The organism is Pseudovibrio sp. Alg231-02, assembly GCF_900143565.1.
Taxonomy (GTDB): domain Bacteria; phylum Pseudomonadota; class Alphaproteobacteria; order Rhizobiales; family Stappiaceae; genus Pseudovibrio.
Genome location: NZ_FREX01000001.1, coordinates 507,122 through 523,423, shown reverse-complemented (window position 1 = coordinate 523,423; position 16,302 = coordinate 507,122). Strand labels below are relative to the sequence as shown.

The following is a 16,302-nucleotide window of genomic DNA, read 5'->3' as shown; positions in this document are numbered from 1 at the left end:
GCAAAATGACGATGCTTAGCGGTAATATCTTGCAATATTTCGCAGCTTTGAGGGCAAACTTGTTAAAATTGCAACCAGTGATCTAGGCGTGGAAAAATGGCTCGCACGCGATTCTGAAAATGCGAGCCAGCAGAGTTACCTAAGGCCAATTTCATCAAAGCTGATGAACGGAACAAGATCACCCTTGCGAACAGAAGTCATATCTTCAGTCAACTCAATGAAACCATCGCCGAAAGTTAGAGAAGATAACAAGGCTGATCCGTCACTGTGATACTTGGTCAGTTTAAGAGTGCCATCTTCAACCACCCGGCGCCCGCGCAAAAACTCACGGCGTCCGGCTTTGCGGCCAAAAATCTCAAAATCCGCAGCGATGTATTGGCGCGGCGCTTCAATGAAGTCAGCCCCGGCAAGTGCTTCAATCAACGGGCGCGCAAGGAAGGCGAAGGCGACAGTGGCGGCCACAGGATTGCCCGGAAGACCGATAAAGACGCAATCAGGCAGTTCGCCCACCATGAAGGGGCGTCCGGGCTTAACAGCCAAGTGCCAGAAGGTGGTTTTGCCAAGCTTGGAGAGCGTTGCAGAGACGAAATCCTTATCACCACCTCCAGCACCGCCAGAGGTCAGGATCACATCACATTCTTTGGAGGCTGATTCTAACGCAGTTTCCACAACATCACGTTGATCTGCCAGAATGCCGAGATCCACCAGCTCTACCGGCAAATTGGCAAGCATACCGCGCAGCAGGAAGTGGTTCGTGTCGAAAATTTGCCCATCCTGCCGCGTTGTTCCCGGACGGATCAGTTCATTGCCCGTTGAAAAAACACCAACCTTCAGCTGGCGGTATGTTTGCAGTTGGCCAATACCGATGGAAGCAGCTGCAGCAATCTCCTGCGGGCGCAGCACAGTACCTGCCTTCACTATAGGTGCGCCTTTGCTCTGGTCTTCACCTTTGCGACGGATATTACAGCCAGTCGGATAGCCCCGAGACAGCTGAACCAAACGTACTCCATCGCTTTCACTCTCAGAGCAATCTTCTTGAGGAACAACAAAATCGGCTCCTTCAGGAACCGGTGCTCCCGTAAAAATCCGGGCAGCTTCTCCCGGTTTCAGCGCGGCTTCCGGCATGGAGCCAGCAAAGACTTCCATGACCACCGGAAAGGATGTCTGCTCGGACGCACTTTGAGCAATCGCGAAACCATCCATTGCAGAGTTATCAAGCGGAGGAAGGTCGCAGGTTGCAATGATGTCGTTGGCAAGAACACGGCCATACGCCTCGTAAAGCGATGTTTCTTCTGCAGTGACTTTGCAGTGACCTAAACCTCGCAAATGAGAAAGGGCTTCGTCAAAGCTCAGACTGGGCGTTTTCGTGTTCATGTCTATTCCGGAAACTTGAGTGGGCGTGTTTCTTTATTTACCAGAGTCACGCCTTAGGATTTGGCAAAAATCAAAGATCTCACAGGCATCTGATCGTTTTGACGACTATTGCACCTGTAATTGAGCAAGATGCTCAAGTGCGACGGGAACATCTTCTGGCGTGTTGATGTTAAAGAAGGGATCAACAGCATTCTGAAGTTTGAATTCCACGATGACTGGCGGATGGTTTTCAAAAAAGCCTTTGATGCTACGACCACCCTTCAAAAGGTATTCCTTCAAAGGGTCTGCTAAGGCCACAGGCCACAAGCCAAATGCAAAGTGGTCGCGCCCACCGCTGGAGCAAATGATTGGAGCGCCTGCATTCGTTTTTCTGCTGGCAGCAAGCGTCTCCACCAGGTCCGTTGGAAAAAACGGCGTATCAACTGCCACAGTCACAACATCGGATGTGTCAGGAGCGTTTTGTCTTACCCAACTCAATGAACTGTGAACACCAGCCAATGGCCCTAGATGGCCTTCAAGCTCATCTGAAAGCATCGGCAGTCCCAAACTTTCGTGAAGGTCACTTGGCTCATTCACGCTCAAAACACTCTGTGCGACTTGCCCATGCAAGCGGGTAGCAACATGTTCCAGCAAAGCCGTGCCATTCAGGTCTAGTAATGCTTTGTCAGAGCTGCCCATCCGTCGGGACTTTCCACCGCAGAGGATACAACCGATTACTTTGTTTCGCTTCTCTGTTTCAACAGACATACCTGATTTCCCACTTAGGACTGACGCGCAAATCATCAGCGCTACTTGTGAAGCAGGATAGAGCAGGGTGCAAAGTGGCATCCAGTCGCAAACCACAAGAAAACGCTCCTAAAGGCAGTGGGAGGAGAGGTGCCTTTAAGAGCGTCTGGGAGCGGTGGTCATGCCACCTTGGGGAACAAGTATTGGGACTACATGAGTGCAAGGCGGCTGGTCAGCTGACTTTCGCTCATGTTCATTGAGAGCAGAAGCAGCAACTCCATCACTTCCTCGCTACAGGTGCGGTCAGGATGGGCAAGGAGATTGCCAAAAAACTTGGGATACTGACTATCTGCTTCCTCACGAAGATCGCAGAAATGCATCCAGCAGTTATGAAAGAGCCTGAAATCCTGCTCTTCATTGGAAAGAACAGTCAGATCAGAATGCCGCTTATCCTCAAGCACACACTCAAACGTCCGCTTCACTAAGGGCCAGGGGCCTTCCAAAAGCTGAAAAACATGATTGTCTGTCAGGATCAGGGCGCCGGTAACGCCTGCCATCGAATTGATGCGCCGAATACGGGTCAAAGACCGCTCGACTTCCTCATCGAGGCTATAGCGAAGCGCAGGCCAATGAATGCGGCTGCGATAACATAATTGCGTAACACTCATTGTCAGATCCTCCGGTTCATGAAAGCCTGACAGCAAATTCTTCTAAAAATGTAAAATACAACGTTTAAAACACTGATACTTCTCGCGTTTTGCGAAAAAAGAAAAGGCGGAGCTTATGGCCCCGCCTTCCCAAAATCATGTAAGTCATTCAGATTTAGAGCGTATCGCCGTGAAGTGGTTCCGATTTTCGGATAACGATACGCCCCAGTCAAAATCAAAGCGTAATGCGGTACATGGCAAAACCGTCTTTGCCTTCACCTGCAGCCTCAATCTGAACGCCCTTAACACCTTTCATGTGCTTTTCAGCAGCAGGTCCGGTCTCAAACAGAACAGTCGTGTCAGCAACTGGCGTGAACTTCCAGTTTGCATCAGCGGACGGGTTAATCGTTCCCTGATCCACAATGTAGCGAACAATCACATCGCGGTTTGTGTCCGGACCAACAAAGATGATCACATCATCGTTGATGCCAGGGAAATTACCGCCACCGCCAGCGCGATAGTTATTGGTTGCAACAACAAACTTCTGATCCATATCGATTGGCTTGCCTTCGAATTGAAGGTTCACGATACGGTTAGAATCTGGATGCGCAACATTGCCCTTGCCGTCATACTTAGAAGGCTGTGTCAGGTCGATTTCGTAGGTAACACCGTCAATCACATCAAAGTTGTAAGACCGGAACTCAGCGTCCAGCAACACCTGGTCTTTCTTACCTGCTTCAATCTGGTTGAACATACCAGCAGAACGCTCAAGCCATTCCTTCACGTCTTTACCGGTGATCAGCACTGCACGTGTTGTGTTCGGGTAAAGGTAAAGGTCAGCAACGTTCTTAATTGCGATATCACCAGCAGCAACGTCAGTATAGTAGTCCGCACCACCGCGACCACCTGCTTTGAACGGAGCAGCAGCAGAAAGTACTGGCAGGCCAGCCCACTCGGTGTCCTTAAGCATTTCCTTGGTGTACCAGGTTTGTGCCTTGGAAACGATCTGAACAGACGGATCATCAGCCACCAGTGCAAAGTAGGAATGCAGCGGCGCAGAGGATTTGCCCACAGCGCGGCGCACATAAGAAAGTGTCTTTTGGTGATCATCCTCAACCGCTGCCAGCACTTCTTCATCACTGGTAACAAGAGGAATACGCTTACGACCTTCTTTCTTATAGATAGACGGTACGTCTGTGGTGAAGTTTGCAATGCGCCAGCCGTTGTTGCCGTCGCGCTCAATCATCAGATCGATGACACCAAGGTGAGAACCCCAGAAACCACCCATAGCAGCTGGTTTGCCTTGCAGCGTGCCTTTGACAGCATCAACGCCAGGAATGCCTTCATAGCTAGGACCCGGGAAGACATCGTGCTGGTGACCCGTAAACAGAGCATCAATGCCTTCAACACCAGCGATGTGTAGTGCAGTGTTTGCAGCGCCGTCTTCATGTTCGCCACCAGCGATACCACCATGGCACAACGCGATGATGAGGTCGCAGCCTTGTTCCTTCATTTCTGGAACCCATGCACGCGCAGCATCCACCATGTCACGAGTGTTCGCTTTGCCAACCAGGTGACGGGAGTCCCAATTCATGATCATTGGAGGAACGAAGCCAACAAAGCCCACTTTAATCGTGTGCTCGATGCCAGCACCGTCTTTGATCTTCTTCTCAACAATGGTGTACGGCTTCAGGAACAGATCATCCTTACGGCCATTGGAAGCAAGGGTGGTACCTTTGGACACGTTGGAGGAAATAACTGGGAAGTTTGCTCCGGAAAGAACCTTCATCATGAAGTCCAGACCGTAGTTGAACTCATGGTTTCCCAATGTACCAGCGTCGTAACCCAGCACGTTCATGCCTTTGATGACCGGGTGCACATCACCTTCGCGCATGCCGCGCTCGTAAGCAATGTAATCCCCCATTGGGTTGCCTTGCAGAAAGTCACCATTGTCAACCAACATGGTGTTGGTTGCTTCAGAGCGCAGCTTTTTGATGATAGTTGCTGTGCGAGCAAGGCCAGCTGTGTCCATTGGGCGGTCAGCATAATAATCATATGGAGCGACGTGGACGTGGAGGTCGGTTGTTTCCATCAAACGCAAATGCGCTGTGTTCTCTTTTGCAAGAACAGAATATGGATGCACCATTGCAATGGCACCGGTAGCGGCCATGCCTCCCAGCACACTACGACGATTCATCAAAATAGGATTAGACACGATTGCCTCCTAGCCCGTGGAAAATGCAGAACATAATTGTCAGCATGAATTTTGCCCGCCCCTCCAGCTTCTGATCGCAGCAGCAAGAGGGTTCTTAAACCCCTAAATACCATGCATTCCCCTCAGTTTGTGGGCCTAATGTATCAGGAGCATGAAACAGGTTCTCCAATGCGTAAGGCAGATCCCCTAGGTGGCGCGCTAATCCTCAGAAGACGTTAGGTTTTATCTGCAATGAAAGATTTTGCGCCAACCGCAAATATCTGTGAATTTGTGTTGGTGAGCTCAACTTTGCGTGAACTTCGCTCAACTGATGGCACCCAGTTTTGGCAAAACGGGTTGCGAATGCGCAAAGGACAAATAACGTCTTTGATGAATTCTGTATTGCTCTATTCATCTTGAGACGTATACCAAGATATAAATGAACCATAGGCAAAAGCTTGTACATTCAGTTTGCAGGCATATTTACCTTCAAGATCATATTATCCCTCTCTGCAATGCAGAGCTTCACAGGGTGTGCACAATGGACAACGACAAATCTAAAGGATTGTGGGGGCGCCTCAAAGGCGGGTTCACATCAGGCAAGAACCATAAGGATACTGAAGAGGCTATGGCTGGGTTGACGCAGGAGCGCGTTCTCGAAGTGCTCAAACAGGTTAAATCGCCTGATGGCAAGAGCAATATTGTTGATCAGGATCTGGTTGCAGACCTGTTTGTATCAGATGGTCGTGTCGTCTTTTCTATCAGAGTACCCGCAGAGCGAGCTTCAGAACTTGAAGGGCTTCGTCAGGCCGCCGAGAAGGTTGTGTCGGTGCTTCCTGGTGCTGAAACGGTCCTCGTTGCACTTACAGCAGAAAAACAACCTGGTTCTCCATCTACGCCACCACCTGCTGCACGCAAAGCCCCGCCGAAAGGTACCCCAATGCCAGCAAAGCAGGAAGTGCCTGGCGTAAAACACATTATTGCTGTTGCATCAGGTAAAGGTGGGGTTGGTAAATCAACAACATCAGCCAATCTCGCACTTGCTCTTTCTGCAATGGGCTTGAAGGTTGGTTTGCTGGATGCTGATATCTACGGCCCATCCATTCCAAAGCTTATGGGAGCATCTGGGCAGCCGGAAGTTCTTGAAAATCGTATTATGAAGCCTCTAGAAGCCCATGGCATCAAGTTGATGTCTATTGGTTTTCTTGTAGAAGAAGAAACAGCCATGATCTGGCGCGGCCCAATGGTGGTGTCTGCCCTCAATCAGATGTTGCGCGAAGTTGACTGGGGTGAGCTGGATGCACTTATCGTTGACCTCCCGCCTGGAACGGGTGATGTGCAGTTGACTATGGCTCAAAAAGTACCTCTTACAGGTGCTCTGGTCGTTTCAACACCACAGGACCTTGCGCTTCTGGATGCACGTCGTGGTATTGCTATGTTTGAGAAAGTCGCGATCCCTGTATTGGGTATCGTAGAAAACATGAGTCACTTCGTCTGTCCAGATTGCGGTGGCACACATGAGATCTTTGGCCATGGTGGTGCAAAAGCAGAAGCTGAGAAGATGAAAGTCCCGTTCTTAGGTGAAGTGCCTTTGACGATGGAAATCAGAGAGCAATCTGATACAGGTACCCCAATCACAGTGAGTAATCCAGATAGCCCAATCTCAAAGGCATACGGCATCATTGCTGCTGGCCTGTGGCAGGGCGTCCTTCAACCCACTGGAGATGCAGCAAGATCAGCACCCAAAATCGTTGTTGGTTGATCAGTATTAATCTGTTTCTTTGAAAAAGTTTCGCTTAGACGGCAGGTAGTCATTTCGTTGGCATCTGCCGTTTCTGTTTGCAGTGCCCAGTTCTACCAAATGCAATTATGAAAGGCAGAGCTCATCAAGTTCCGCCTTTATCCATTCAATGAATGCCTTGCACTTATGCTTTTGAAATGAACTTTCCAACCCAACCAGCATATAATGAGCAGTTGCGGAAATTTCAAAATCGAATGGGTTGGTCAATAGACCCAGTCGAGCGTCATGTGCGCATAAAACTTTTCGACCCAGAATAACACCAGCCCCCTCAATAGCAGCATCCTGAGCGTGATCAATCTGAGAAAAGTGCATTCCTTTCTCTGCCCAAGAGGCTCTGGAAACTCCTGCAGTCTTCAACCATTCCTTCCATCCCGGTGCGTTCAAGAAGGTCGCCATGCTGTCTTCATGAAGCAAGGTAAAGTTCTTTAAGTCGGCGGGCTCACGCATCTCTTTCGCCAGCCGAGGTGCGCACATGGGCGTAAGAAAATCCTCAGCAAGAAAATCAATATGCAAACCCGGATATGGCCCTCGTCCGAAGCGAAGCCCGAGATCAACATCGTCCTTGTAAAAATCCACAAGCTTCAAATTAGCAGAGATGCGAAGTTCAATTTCAGGATAAGCCTCCATGAAACGATAAATCCGAGGTGCAATAACTTTGGATGCCGTTCCCGGTCCAGTAGATATAACGAGGATTTTATCCTGATCTAGTCCTTTAATGCGAGCGACAGCTTCGCTGAAGTTTTCTAACCCAGCTTCAACGCCTGGCAACAGCCGGTGTCCAGCTGAAGTAAGCTCAATCGCCCGGTTCAGGCGTGTAAACAACTGGGCCTGCAGCTGATCTTCAAGCATTTTGATCTGATAACTCAAGGCCGACGGCGTTAGCCCAAGCTCATTGGCCGCCTTAGCAAAGCTCATGTGACGGGCAACGCATTCAAAGGCCTTGAACGAGTTGAGAGGAGGAAGAGGGTAACGCATTTCGCCTCAAGAAAACTGATCCGATTGCTTGAAATTACTCGTTTGTCAGCATCTTCGAAACAAGACTATTGTTCAACAAAATGCGGTAAGGAGTATAAGACAATGAGCTATCTGGTGAAAGAAGCCTTCCAAGATCAAAACGAAACAACTGAACTGCTAATGCATCGACTTTTAATGCAAGGCCGCTACGCACGATCACACGCATTTCACCTCTTCTGGCGAGGTCTTTGGAAAGACTTAAAGTTGCAGAGAAAGGGGGATTAACGATTTGAACTGAAGAAGCAAAACTATGCACTGCGAAAACTGACAACTATCAGACAAAGTAAACGAATAGTAAATGCATTATTGCAAATTTTACTTAATGAAAAAATTATTTAAATCAATAAGTTAATGGCATTATGTGCGTGTTGAATTTATAGTGTTAAACATGAACTGCTGATAATAGTGCTTATGCCCAACAAACTTAAATTGCTCCGCAAATTTGATTCATAAATTGGCAAGAAATGAAGGCTTAGGTTGCAGCTAGTCCCGATGAGGAGTGGGGCTTCTAGGGTTCAATACGGAGTTTAAAACAATGTTCGCTAAGTTTCTTAAGGACGAGTCAGGCGCAACTGCAATCGAATATGGTATTCTCGCTGCATTCATCGCTGTAGCAATTATCACGGCAGTTACATTGCTGGGTGATGACCTGACGGCAGTATTCCAAAACATCTCTACCCAGCTTCAAGGTGCAAAAACAGCAGCACCTAACAGTTAAGAATAGGAAAAGCCCAGCTGAAGTTCAGCTGGGCTTTTCGGTACCAGTTAATACTTAATGTTCACCCGCCCGTCATACTCATATGACGCGTTCCAGTTGCAGACTTGTTATCACGGTCGATAATAAAGTCATGCCCCTTTGGCTTTCGTGCAATCGCTGATTCAATCGCTTCCGAAAGCACTTCATTCCCTTCAGATGCTCGTAGTGCCGCACGCAGGTCTTTTTGATCTTCCTGGCCAAGGCACATGAACAACTGCCCAGTACAGGTCACACGGACGCGATTACAGCTTTCACAGAAGTTGTGTGTCATTGGGGTGATGAAACCAAGACGCCCACCAGTCTCTTCAATCTGCATATAGCGAGCAGGGCCGCCGGTCTTATATGGAATGTCTGTCAGTGTGTACTTGGCGGAGAGTGCCTTACGCACGTCGCTTAGCGGCAGATACTGCTCATTCCGGTCTCCATCAATCTCACCAAGCGGCATTGTCTCGATAAACGTCAGGTCATGCCCGCGCTCATGTGCCCATTCCAGCATCGGTATGAGTTCATCTTCGTTGAAGTTCTTCAGTGCAACAGCATTCAGCTTGATCTGAAGACCAGCTTCCTGAGCGACCTTGATGCCATCGAAAACCTTCTGAATATCACCCCACCGTGTAACATCCTTGAACTTGTCTGCATTTAAGGTGTCGAGAGAGACGTTGATGCGCCGTACACCTGCTTCATACAGTTCTTGAGCGTAGCGTTCGAGCTGCGTACCGTTCGTGGTAATGGTGAGTTCATCAAGTGCGCCGCTATCCAGATGCCGCTTCAGGCCGCGGATGAAGCTCATGATATTCTTACGAACCAACGGCTCCCCACCGGTGAGGCGGATTTTCCGGACGCCTTTTTCAATGAAAACGGCGCAGAGGCGATCCAGTTCTTCCAGTGAAAGAACGTCTTTCTTGGGAAGGAAAGTCATGTGCTCGGACATGCAATAGACGCAGCGCAAATCACAACGATCAGTCACAGAGACGCGTAGATACGTCACGGCGCGGCCGAACGGGTCAATCAATGCTGGGTGGGCACCCTGCTGTTTGTCCTCGGCATATTGCCCCATGGAAACCTCCACTCACGTATCTCTTTTGGCGACGAATTTAACAATTCTAATGTAGTACGCAATGAGTTAGCGTCAATCCATCAGTAAGGAGTTCCAGTGGATTTAACTAGAAATATATCTTAGAACCACAGGTATAATTCCCAAATCATCAATACTGAGTTCCATGAACTTGGGCAAGGATAAAAAAATATGTCGGATACACGCTGGCCTACGCAAATCCACCTAAAAAACCAAGGCAAAAATCTTGAAATTACTTTTGATGATGGCCTTGAAGTCTCGTTTACCTCGGAGTTTCTGCGAGTAATGTCCCCATCAGCAGAAGTGCAAGGGCATACTCCAGATCAACGAAAAGTGATTACGGGGAAGCGGGATACAACGATTATCGGTGTAGATCCAGTTGGAAACTATGCAGTTAAACTGACATTTGATGACCTGCACGATACCGGAATTTTCACGTGGACCTATTTTCAGGAAATGAACGATCAAAAAGACTTTTTATGGAATCGATATCTGAGTGAACTGCAGGAACGTGGTTTGAGCAGAGAGCTCAGCAAGTAGGGCTGACACAAAGTCAGCCCTATGTGGTCTAGCGAAGCACGATCACCTTCGTGCCGACATTGACATTGTCATAGAGGTGAATGACGTCTTCATTTGCCATCCTGATACAGCCAGATGAGACGGCTGAACCAATCGTCCATGGTTCATTAGAACCGTGAATGCGATAGATGGTGCTACCGATATACATGGCGCGCGCTCCAAGTGGATTATTAGGGCCACCTTTCATGAAGCTAGGCAGATTGCGTCCTTTACGGCGTTCACGCTCAATCATGACCTTTGGTGGTGTCCAGCTTGGCCACTCAGCCTTACGGGTAATTCGGTGAGTTCCAGACCACTGGAATCCCTGACGACCGACGCCAACACCGTATACCATCGCGGTGCCATTGCCGCGAATATGGTAGAGGCGTCGATCTTTTGTGCTGATCACAATAGTGTTCGGGCCGTATGAGCCGTTATACCTGACCTGCTTACGTTTGATTGGGGATTTTCCATGGTGAGCAGAACCATAGGAAACCCATTTTTTGGATGCGTGATCAAAGAACTTGCCAGACGCTGCGGCATCTGCCTGAGTTCCGGTAAATAGTGCTGCGAAGCAAAGAGCAACACTCGCGATAAGTATGCGCATTGATACCCCCTGGGATATTGTTGTTTGTTTTATCTCGTTTGCATGAGGGAATTTATGCAGCGAGTAGGGAGACGCTCGCAGCTTAGAATGTCAAATCTATTAATTGTTGAAGTAATACAGACTACAACTGCTGCTATATACTTCTTATGGAAAAGGATTTTACTCACGATCCATTCGAAGCTGATTTACATTCGTCTCGAGCTTAATTTGCATCTAGCTAAAACGCTAATTAATATATTCAATGAAACATGAATGTGGCTAATTTGAATTGTGATTGAATGAAATTGTCATGAATGCAGGCAGTGAAAAAGGGCGCTCTAAAGAACGCCCTTCAATCTCGGTATTATCTCACCAGAACAGTTAGCTCAGGTTCAGTTCTTTAAAGAAGTCATTACCTTTGTCGTCCACCACGATGAAGGCAGGGAAGTCTTCAACTTCGATCTTCCAAACGGCTTCCATACCCAGCTCTTCATATTCAACCACTTCAACACTCTTGATGCAGTCTTGAGCAAGGCGGGCTGCAGGGCCACCGATAGAACCGAGGTAAAAACCACCGTGAGCCTGACACGCACGACGAACATCTGCTGAGCGGTTGCCCTTGGCAAGCATCACCATAGAGCCTCCAGCGGCCTGAAACTGGTCCACATAAGCATCCATACGGCCAGCAGTGGTTGGGCCAAATGAACCGGAAGGCATACCTTCGGGCGTCTTGGCTGGACCTGCATAATAAACCGGATGGTTCTTGATGTAGTCAGGGAGTGGCTCACCAGCCTCGAGACGATCACGGAGCTTGGAATGCGCCAGATCGCGGGCCACGATCAACGGACCGCTCAACGAAAGCCGTGTTTTGGTTGGATGCTTGGTCAGCTCGCCAAGGATCTCACTCATTGGGCGCGTGAGGTCGACCTTTACAACATCATCAGAAAGATCGGTGTCGGTAACTTCCGGCATGTAGACTTCAGGATTCCGCTCCAGGTCCTCCAGGTAGATGCCTTCCTTGGTGATCTTACCAGTTGCCTGACGGTCTGCTGAACAAGAGACACCAATGCCTATTGGCAATGATGCGCCATGACGTGGCAGACGGATCACGCGCACGTCGTGGCAGAAGTATTTGCCACCAAACTGTGCGCCAACACCGCTGGATTGTGTCAGTTTGTGAATTTCAGCTTCCATTTCCAGATCACGGAATGCGTGACCGCCTTCAGACCCTTCTGTTGGCAGCTCATCCAGGTAACGGGCAGAAGCCATTTTTACAGATTTCAGATTCAACTCTGCAGATGTGCCGCCGATGACGATTGCGAGGTGATATGGCGGGCATGCTGCAGTACCAAGAGTGAGAATTTTCTCCTTCAGGAACTCAATCATGCGATCTTTGGTCAGCAGGCTCGGAGTGCCTTGGAACAGGAAGGTCTTGTTAGCAGACCCACCGCCTTTTGCCATGAACAAGAACTTGTACGCGTCATCACCTTCAGCATAAAGCTCGATCTGAGCCGGCATGTTGTTCTTGGTGTTCTTTTCCTCGAACATGGAAATCGGCGCCAGCTGGGAGTAGCGCAGATTCTTTTTGAAGTAAGCATCACGTGCGCCTTCACCGAGCGCTGCTTCGTCATGCCCGTTAGTCCAGACTTTGCGGCCTTTTTTACCCATCACAATTGCAGTGCCAGTGTCCTGACACATTGGCAATACGCCAGCGGCTGAAATATTCGCGTTCTTCATCAGGTCAAAAGCAACGAATTTATCGTTTGCAGTTGCTTCAGGGTCGTCGAGAATTTTACGGAGCTGCTCCAGATGGGAAGGGCGCAGGAAATGGTTGATGTCTTTAAACGCTTCTTCGGCAAGTAAGCGAAGACCCTCTTGCTCCACCTTCAAGATTTTCTCACCGTCAAACTCAACTTCGCTCACATACTCGGAGGTCAGTTTGCGATAAGGAGTTTTGTCTTTACCCAATGGAAAAAGAGAGGTGTGAACGTACTCGGGAGCAAGTGTTTCGGACATCTTGGCACTCTCTGGCTATTTTGGTGTACCGCTGTACACTGTTGAATTTGCTGAGCGCCGTTTTATAGAGAAAAAGCCGAGGGGCAAAGCCCCTCAGCCTTCAAAACTTGTCAAATTTGCTAGATTACGCCGAATTGACGAGAGACTTGGTGGAAAATGCAAGGCTCTCTTTGGTGCAATCCATCAACGAGTAGCATATAGGTCCAGTTTCACAGTCACCTTATTGCTGACAGTGCTGTCTGGCACGCCATCACCAATCTTGAAGTCACTGCGAGATAACGTTGCTTCACCAACCGCGTGGGCAGTTTTACCTTCAATGGTCAAAGTGAAGGGCAAGAAAATAGCAATCTTTGCACCTTTGAGCTCCAGCGTACCGGCAGCCTCATAGAGATCACCACCAGCAGGAACCACGTTATCTACGCGAAACACAGCATCAGGGAAGCTGGAGATATCCAACCACTGTGGGGTTGTGATTGCACCTGCTGCCTGCGCATCTTCTGTTTTTACGCTTCCAGTGATGATTGTTGCTTGAATCTGGGCTTTGTCGAGTTCTTCTTTGTCGAAGATGATCTTAGCATTCCAGGTGGCAAAAGTGCCCGTAACGGTGTTTCCGTTATTGATGACCTCAAAGCCAAGCGTGCTCTTATTGCGATCCACTGACCATTCATTTGCAAAGGCAGAGGAAGCAGCTCCTACTAGGATGAAGGTCAGAAATACGCCGGCTTTAAAGAACATTTCGGTCAATCGTTTCATGGTTTTCTCCAGATCCTCAAATTAGGCTTTTGAGGACAACATACGCTGTAAGACTTTATCCTTGGATATGAAGTAGTGCTTAAGGGCAGCTCCAACATGTGCAAGGATCACTGCGATAAACGCATACGCAGCCCAGCCATGCACTGCGGTGAAGAACGCAGATACATCTGCTTTTTGCCCCAAAAACTCAGGTGTTGGTAGATGCGGAATCTGAAAGAGGTTAAAGAAAACTGTCGGCAGTCCAAGCGGGCTGGACGAAACCAGCAACCATCCTGTCAGCGGCATCAGCAACATCAGAGCATATAAGCTGATGTGACCCAAATGCGCAGCAAGCTTTTCCCAAACCGGCATTTCGGCAGGTAAGTCAGGTGTGATACCAGTGATTTTCCAAAGGATGCGCAATGAGACCAGTGCCAAAACGACAAAACCAATGGACTTATGAAGCTGATAAAGAGAGTAAGTGGCAGGCTCGAAAATCGGCAGCGTGACCATATAAAGGCCAAATCCCAACATACCAATGATAAGCGTTGCTATGGTCCAGTGTAGTGCAATTGCCACGATGCCATAGGCTGATCGAGTGTTCCTGATCATGGAAAAGGCCCTTTGATCGAGGGAAGGGGCATCGCTGCCCCTTCTCAAAGTTCGACCAGACCCGTCAGTGCATTCTCAGCATCCGACAGGCCGGAAACATTACTTAACAGTCGCTTCGAAGCTGATGTTGATGTTCACTTCGTCTGACACGTAAGGAACAGCCATCGCCATGCCAAAGTCAGAACGTTTGATCGTGGTAGTCGCATCCAGACCAACAGCTTGTTTCTTCGCCATTGGGTGCTCACCAAGCTGATTTACAACAACTTCAAGGACAGTTGGCTTGGTGATGCCACGGATGGTCAGATCACCAGTCACTTCCAGCTTCTTCTCACCAACCTGTTCAACCTTGGTGGACTTGAATGTTGCTGATGGGAACTTAGCAACATCAAACAAGTCAGCGCTCTTCAAGTGTGTGTCACGAGCTTCCCAGAATGTGTTGAGAGAGTTGACGTCAATTTCAACGTCCACCTTAGAATTCGCTGGGTTTGCTTCGTCAATGATCAGAGTAGGGGACCAAGTAGCAAAACGGCCATCAGTGGTGGAATAACCGAGGTGGTTGTAGTCAAAAGCGAGATTTGCGTGGGACATATCAACGTCGTAAGCAACAGGTTCAGCAACCGCTGCTGTAGCGAGGAAAGAAGCTGCGACTGCGAGCATTCCAAAGCGAACTGATTTCATTGTAATCTCCAATTATGTTGAACTGTGAATTTCAATCTTGGGCATACAATTGGCAGATGTTCTGGGAATTGCAATTAAACGCATTGTTCATCCCAGGTGCACAATCACGACGAAGTCAGCAATATCGCCAATTTTTGCAAACATTGTTGCGGAAATGAGTTGTCACTGTGGCAATATAATGGAGATTGTAAAACCAGCTGATACAACTGCAAAAATATAAGGGTTTTACATCACACTTTCGTGTGTGATCTGTCAGTTAGAAACTCTAGTAATAAAAATGGGGAAGGGAGGCACACATATGCGCCTCCGATCAGGTACCTATGGTTTGTAAGTGAAGAGAATGCCGTTTTTATCGCGTAGGAACTCAAACTTTTCCTTTTTCAGAGTGTCGCGCAGGTTCGGCAGAACGCTCTTTTCATCAGCGATAAGCATATAGCCACCAACGCGAAGGTGACTGAGCATACGCTGCAGAAGTTTGACGCGCACATTGTTCGGCAACTCGTGGAAAAAACGGTCAGCAACAATTGCATCAAGATCTTGCGGGGGCGTGTAACCAAGTGCATCCACGTGAACAACCTCAATCGGCAGATTCTCCGTGTCTACTCGTTCCTGCAATTGGTCCAGACCTACTTTGGAGCTGTCGACAGCAATTACATTATAACCGCGCTTAGCAAGAAAGATCGCGTCGCGTCCTTGTCCTGCACCCAGATCGAGAATTGTGCCGCTGTCAAAGTCGAGGTTTGAGAACAGTGTTGTAAACTGCTTGGAGGTATGGCCGAAGTAACTTTCGTCCTTGGCGTAAATCTTATCGTATTTCTGCATAACTCAGCCTGAATGGATCATTAGCTAAAGGATATACAGGAACGCAGAAAATGAACAAGCCCAACCCGGCGGATACAGGTTGGGCTCTTTGGTTTAAGTAAAGCTTTGCTTCATGAAAAGGGTCGGTTGTCCGAGGTAAGACCCATCCGTGTACTTCTCAAAGCCAACACGCTTAGCAAGGCTGACACTGGCTTTGTTCTCAGGGGCAATAATGCAATGAACCTCAGGAAACAGTCTGGAACTGCGCAGCCAGGATAGGCTCAGCTCAACAGCCTCCCGGGCATAACCTTTGCCATGAAACTTAGGCGAGATCACCCAGCCAGCTTCTGCAAACCCATCAAGGCTCGGAGTGATGTCTCGCTTAAAGTCAGAAAAACCAACGTCGCCAATAAGCTCTCCGCTGTTTTTCTCAATCACAGCCCAATACCCAAAACCGGAGAGGCTCCAGTGCCCGGCATACTTGAGGATGCGCCCCCACGTATCTGTTGGGCTGGAAGGCTTCCCCGAAATATAACGAACCACATCAGGGTCCGCCCACAAGGTGCAGCATGCTTCAAAATCTGAAGTTTGGTGAGCCCGCATGATAATGCGCTCGCCGTTAAGTGTTGGAGCAGCCGTACAGCGTTCTTCTTCGATAATCACGAAAGCAGTCCTCAAAAAGAAAAAGCCGAAGTGATGAACACTCCGGCTCCCACAAAATTAATATTGAG

Annotated in this window: 16 protein-coding genes; 3 read left to right on the top strand and 13 right to left on the bottom strand. The window is 48.6% G+C overall.

Translation table 11 applies throughout. The annotated features are described in order from the left end of the window. Positions 1-135 precede the first annotated feature (135 nt). From DHN43_RS02100 to DHN43_RS02085, 4 genes are all read right to left on the bottom strand, one after another. Positions 136-1,374, bottom strand: a complete 1,239-nt coding sequence (locus DHN43_RS02100; protein ID WP_108817570.1) for a molybdopterin molybdotransferase MoeA — start codon at positions 1,372-1,374, stop codon at positions 136-138. Between the two features lie 105 nt (positions 1,375-1,479). Beyond that, positions 1,480-2,121: a molybdenum cofactor guanylyltransferase MobA gene (gene mobA / locus DHN43_RS02095; protein WP_108817569.1), complete on the bottom strand. Its 642-nt coding sequence runs from the start codon at positions 2,119-2,121 to the stop codon at positions 1,480-1,482. A gap of 188 nt (positions 2,122-2,309) precedes the next feature. Then, positions 2,310-2,768, bottom strand: a complete 459-nt coding sequence (locus DHN43_RS02090) for a BLUF domain-containing protein (protein ID WP_063288313.1) — start codon at positions 2,766-2,768, stop codon at positions 2,310-2,312. Positions 2,769-2,982: 214 nt separating this feature from the next. Beyond that, positions 2,983-4,917 (bottom strand): bifunctional 2',3'-cyclic-nucleotide 2'-phosphodiesterase/3'-nucleotidase, encoded by a 1,935-nt coding sequence (locus DHN43_RS02085; protein WP_108817568.1) that lies wholly within the window; start codon positions 4,915-4,917, stop codon positions 2,983-2,985. 652 nt (positions 4,918-5,569) lie between these two features. Between DHN43_RS02085 and apbC the strand changes: the two genes are divergently transcribed. After that, positions 5,570-6,703 carry an iron-sulfur cluster carrier protein ApbC gene (gene apbC, locus DHN43_RS02080; protein WP_208994897.1) on the top strand — a complete coding sequence of 378 codons (1,134 nt, stop codon included), beginning with the start codon at positions 5,570-5,572 and terminating at the stop codon, positions 6,701-6,703. Positions 6,704-6,808: 105 nt separating this feature from the next. On the opposite strand, the gene gcvA is transcribed toward apbC, so the two are convergent. Continuing rightward, complete coding sequence (gene gcvA, locus DHN43_RS02075) at positions 6,809-7,717, bottom strand: transcriptional regulator GcvA (protein WP_108817566.1); 909 nt, start codon at positions 7,715-7,717, stop codon at positions 6,809-6,811. A 574-nt stretch (positions 7,718-8,291) separates the two neighbouring features. Here gcvA and DHN43_RS02070 point away from each other — a divergent pair. Beyond that, complete coding sequence (locus DHN43_RS02070) at positions 8,292-8,474, top strand: Flp family type IVb pilin (protein ID WP_063318517.1); 183 nt, start codon at positions 8,292-8,294, stop codon at positions 8,472-8,474. 61 nt (positions 8,475-8,535) lie between these two features. On the opposite strand, the gene moaA is transcribed toward DHN43_RS02070, so the two are convergent. After that, the gene (gene moaA, locus DHN43_RS02065) at positions 8,536-9,570 is read right to left on the bottom strand and encodes a GTP 3',8-cyclase MoaA (protein WP_108817565.1); all 1,035 of its coding nucleotides are present in this window, start codon (positions 9,568-9,570) and stop codon (positions 8,536-8,538) included. 189 nt (positions 9,571-9,759) lie between these two features. Between moaA and DHN43_RS02060 the strand changes: the two genes are divergently transcribed. Further along, a complete protein-coding gene (locus DHN43_RS02060) occupies positions 9,760-10,128 on the top strand; it encodes a gamma-butyrobetaine hydroxylase-like domain-containing protein (protein ID WP_108817564.1) in 369 nt (122 codons plus the stop codon). Positions 10,129-10,156: 28 nt separating this feature from the next. Here DHN43_RS02060 and DHN43_RS02055 read toward each other — a convergent pair whose 3' ends face one another. From DHN43_RS02055 to DHN43_RS02020, 7 genes are all read right to left on the bottom strand, one after another. After that, a complete protein-coding gene (locus tag DHN43_RS02055; protein WP_057465994.1) occupies positions 10,157-10,753 on the bottom strand; it encodes a L,D-transpeptidase in 597 nt (198 codons plus the stop codon). Positions 10,754-11,113: 360 nt separating this feature from the next. Further along, positions 11,114-12,748, bottom strand: a complete 1,635-nt coding sequence (locus DHN43_RS02045; RefSeq protein ID WP_108817563.1) for a fumarate hydratase — start codon at positions 12,746-12,748, stop codon at positions 11,114-11,116. A 183-nt stretch (positions 12,749-12,931) separates the two neighbouring features. Then, on the bottom strand, positions 12,932-13,501 hold the full coding sequence (locus DHN43_RS02040) for a YceI family protein (protein ID WP_108817562.1): 570 nt from the start codon (positions 13,499-13,501) through the stop codon (positions 12,932-12,934). A gap of 21 nt (positions 13,502-13,522) precedes the next feature. Beyond that, positions 13,523-14,092 carry a cytochrome b gene (locus DHN43_RS02035; protein WP_057465997.1) on the bottom strand — a complete coding sequence of 190 codons (570 nt, stop codon included), beginning with the start codon at positions 14,090-14,092 and terminating at the stop codon, positions 13,523-13,525. Between the two features lie 99 nt (positions 14,093-14,191). Continuing rightward, on the bottom strand, positions 14,192-14,770 hold the full coding sequence (locus DHN43_RS02030; RefSeq protein ID WP_057465998.1) for a YceI family protein: 579 nt from the start codon (positions 14,768-14,770) through the stop codon (positions 14,192-14,194). 318 nt (positions 14,771-15,088) lie between these two features. After that, positions 15,089-15,592: a class I SAM-dependent methyltransferase gene (locus tag DHN43_RS02025; RefSeq protein ID WP_057465999.1), complete on the bottom strand. Its 504-nt coding sequence runs from the start codon at positions 15,590-15,592 to the stop codon at positions 15,089-15,091. A gap of 93 nt (positions 15,593-15,685) precedes the next feature. Next, positions 15,686-16,234, bottom strand: coding sequence for a GNAT family N-acetyltransferase (locus tag DHN43_RS02020; protein WP_108817561.1), 549 nt, complete (start codon positions 16,232-16,234; stop codon positions 15,686-15,688). Positions 16,235-16,302: the final 68 nt, after the last annotated feature.

What these genes read in the sequence shown, in the direction of transcription:
- DHN43_RS02100 (WP_108817570.1), bottom strand. Translation starts at nt 1,374, where the DNA reads ATGAACACGAAAACGCCCAGTCTGAGCTTTGACGAAGCCCTTTCTCAT.
- DHN43_RS02025 (WP_057465999.1), bottom strand. Translation starts at nt 15,592, where the DNA reads ATGCAGAAATACGATAAGATTTACGCCAAGGACGAAAGTTACTTCGGC.
- DHN43_RS02030 (WP_057465998.1), bottom strand. Translation starts at nt 14,770, where the DNA reads ATGAAATCAGTTCGCTTTGGAATGCTCGCAGTCGCAGCTTCTTTCCTC.
- gcvA (WP_108817566.1), bottom strand. Translation starts at nt 7,717, where the DNA reads ATGCGTTACCCTCTTCCTCCTCTCAACTCGTTCAAGGCCTTTGAATGC.
- DHN43_RS02060 (WP_108817564.1), top strand. Translation starts at nt 9,760, where the DNA reads ATGTCGGATACACGCTGGCCTACGCAAATCCACCTAAAAAACCAAGGC.
- mobA (WP_108817569.1), bottom strand. Translation starts at nt 2,121, where the DNA reads ATGTCTGTTGAAACAGAGAAGCGAAACAAAGTAATCGGTTGTATCCTC.
- DHN43_RS02055 (WP_057465994.1), bottom strand. Translation starts at nt 10,753, where the DNA reads ATGCGCATACTTATCGCGAGTGTTGCTCTTTGCTTCGCAGCACTATTT.
- DHN43_RS02070 (WP_063318517.1), top strand. Translation starts at nt 8,292, where the DNA reads ATGTTCGCTAAGTTTCTTAAGGACGAGTCAGGCGCAACTGCAATCGAA.
- DHN43_RS02045 (WP_108817563.1), bottom strand. Translation starts at nt 12,748, where the DNA reads ATGTCCGAAACACTTGCTCCCGAGTACGTTCACACCTCTCTTTTTCCA.
- DHN43_RS02035 (WP_057465997.1), bottom strand. Translation starts at nt 14,092, where the DNA reads ATGATCAGGAACACTCGATCAGCCTATGGCATCGTGGCAATTGCACTA.
- moaA (WP_108817565.1), bottom strand. Translation starts at nt 9,570, where the DNA reads ATGGGGCAATATGCCGAGGACAAACAGCAGGGTGCCCACCCAGCATTG.
- DHN43_RS02085 (WP_108817568.1), bottom strand. Translation starts at nt 4,917, where the DNA reads ATGGCCGCTACCGGTGCCATTGCAATGGTGCATCCATATTCTGTTCTT.
- DHN43_RS02090 (WP_063288313.1), bottom strand. Translation starts at nt 2,768, where the DNA reads ATGAGTGTTACGCAATTATGTTATCGCAGCCGCATTCATTGGCCTGCG.
- DHN43_RS02040 (WP_108817562.1), bottom strand. Translation starts at nt 13,501, where the DNA reads ATGAAACGATTGACCGAAATGTTCTTTAAAGCCGGCGTATTTCTGACC.
- apbC (WP_208994897.1), top strand. Translation starts at nt 5,570, where the DNA reads ATGGCTGGGTTGACGCAGGAGCGCGTTCTCGAAGTGCTCAAACAGGTT.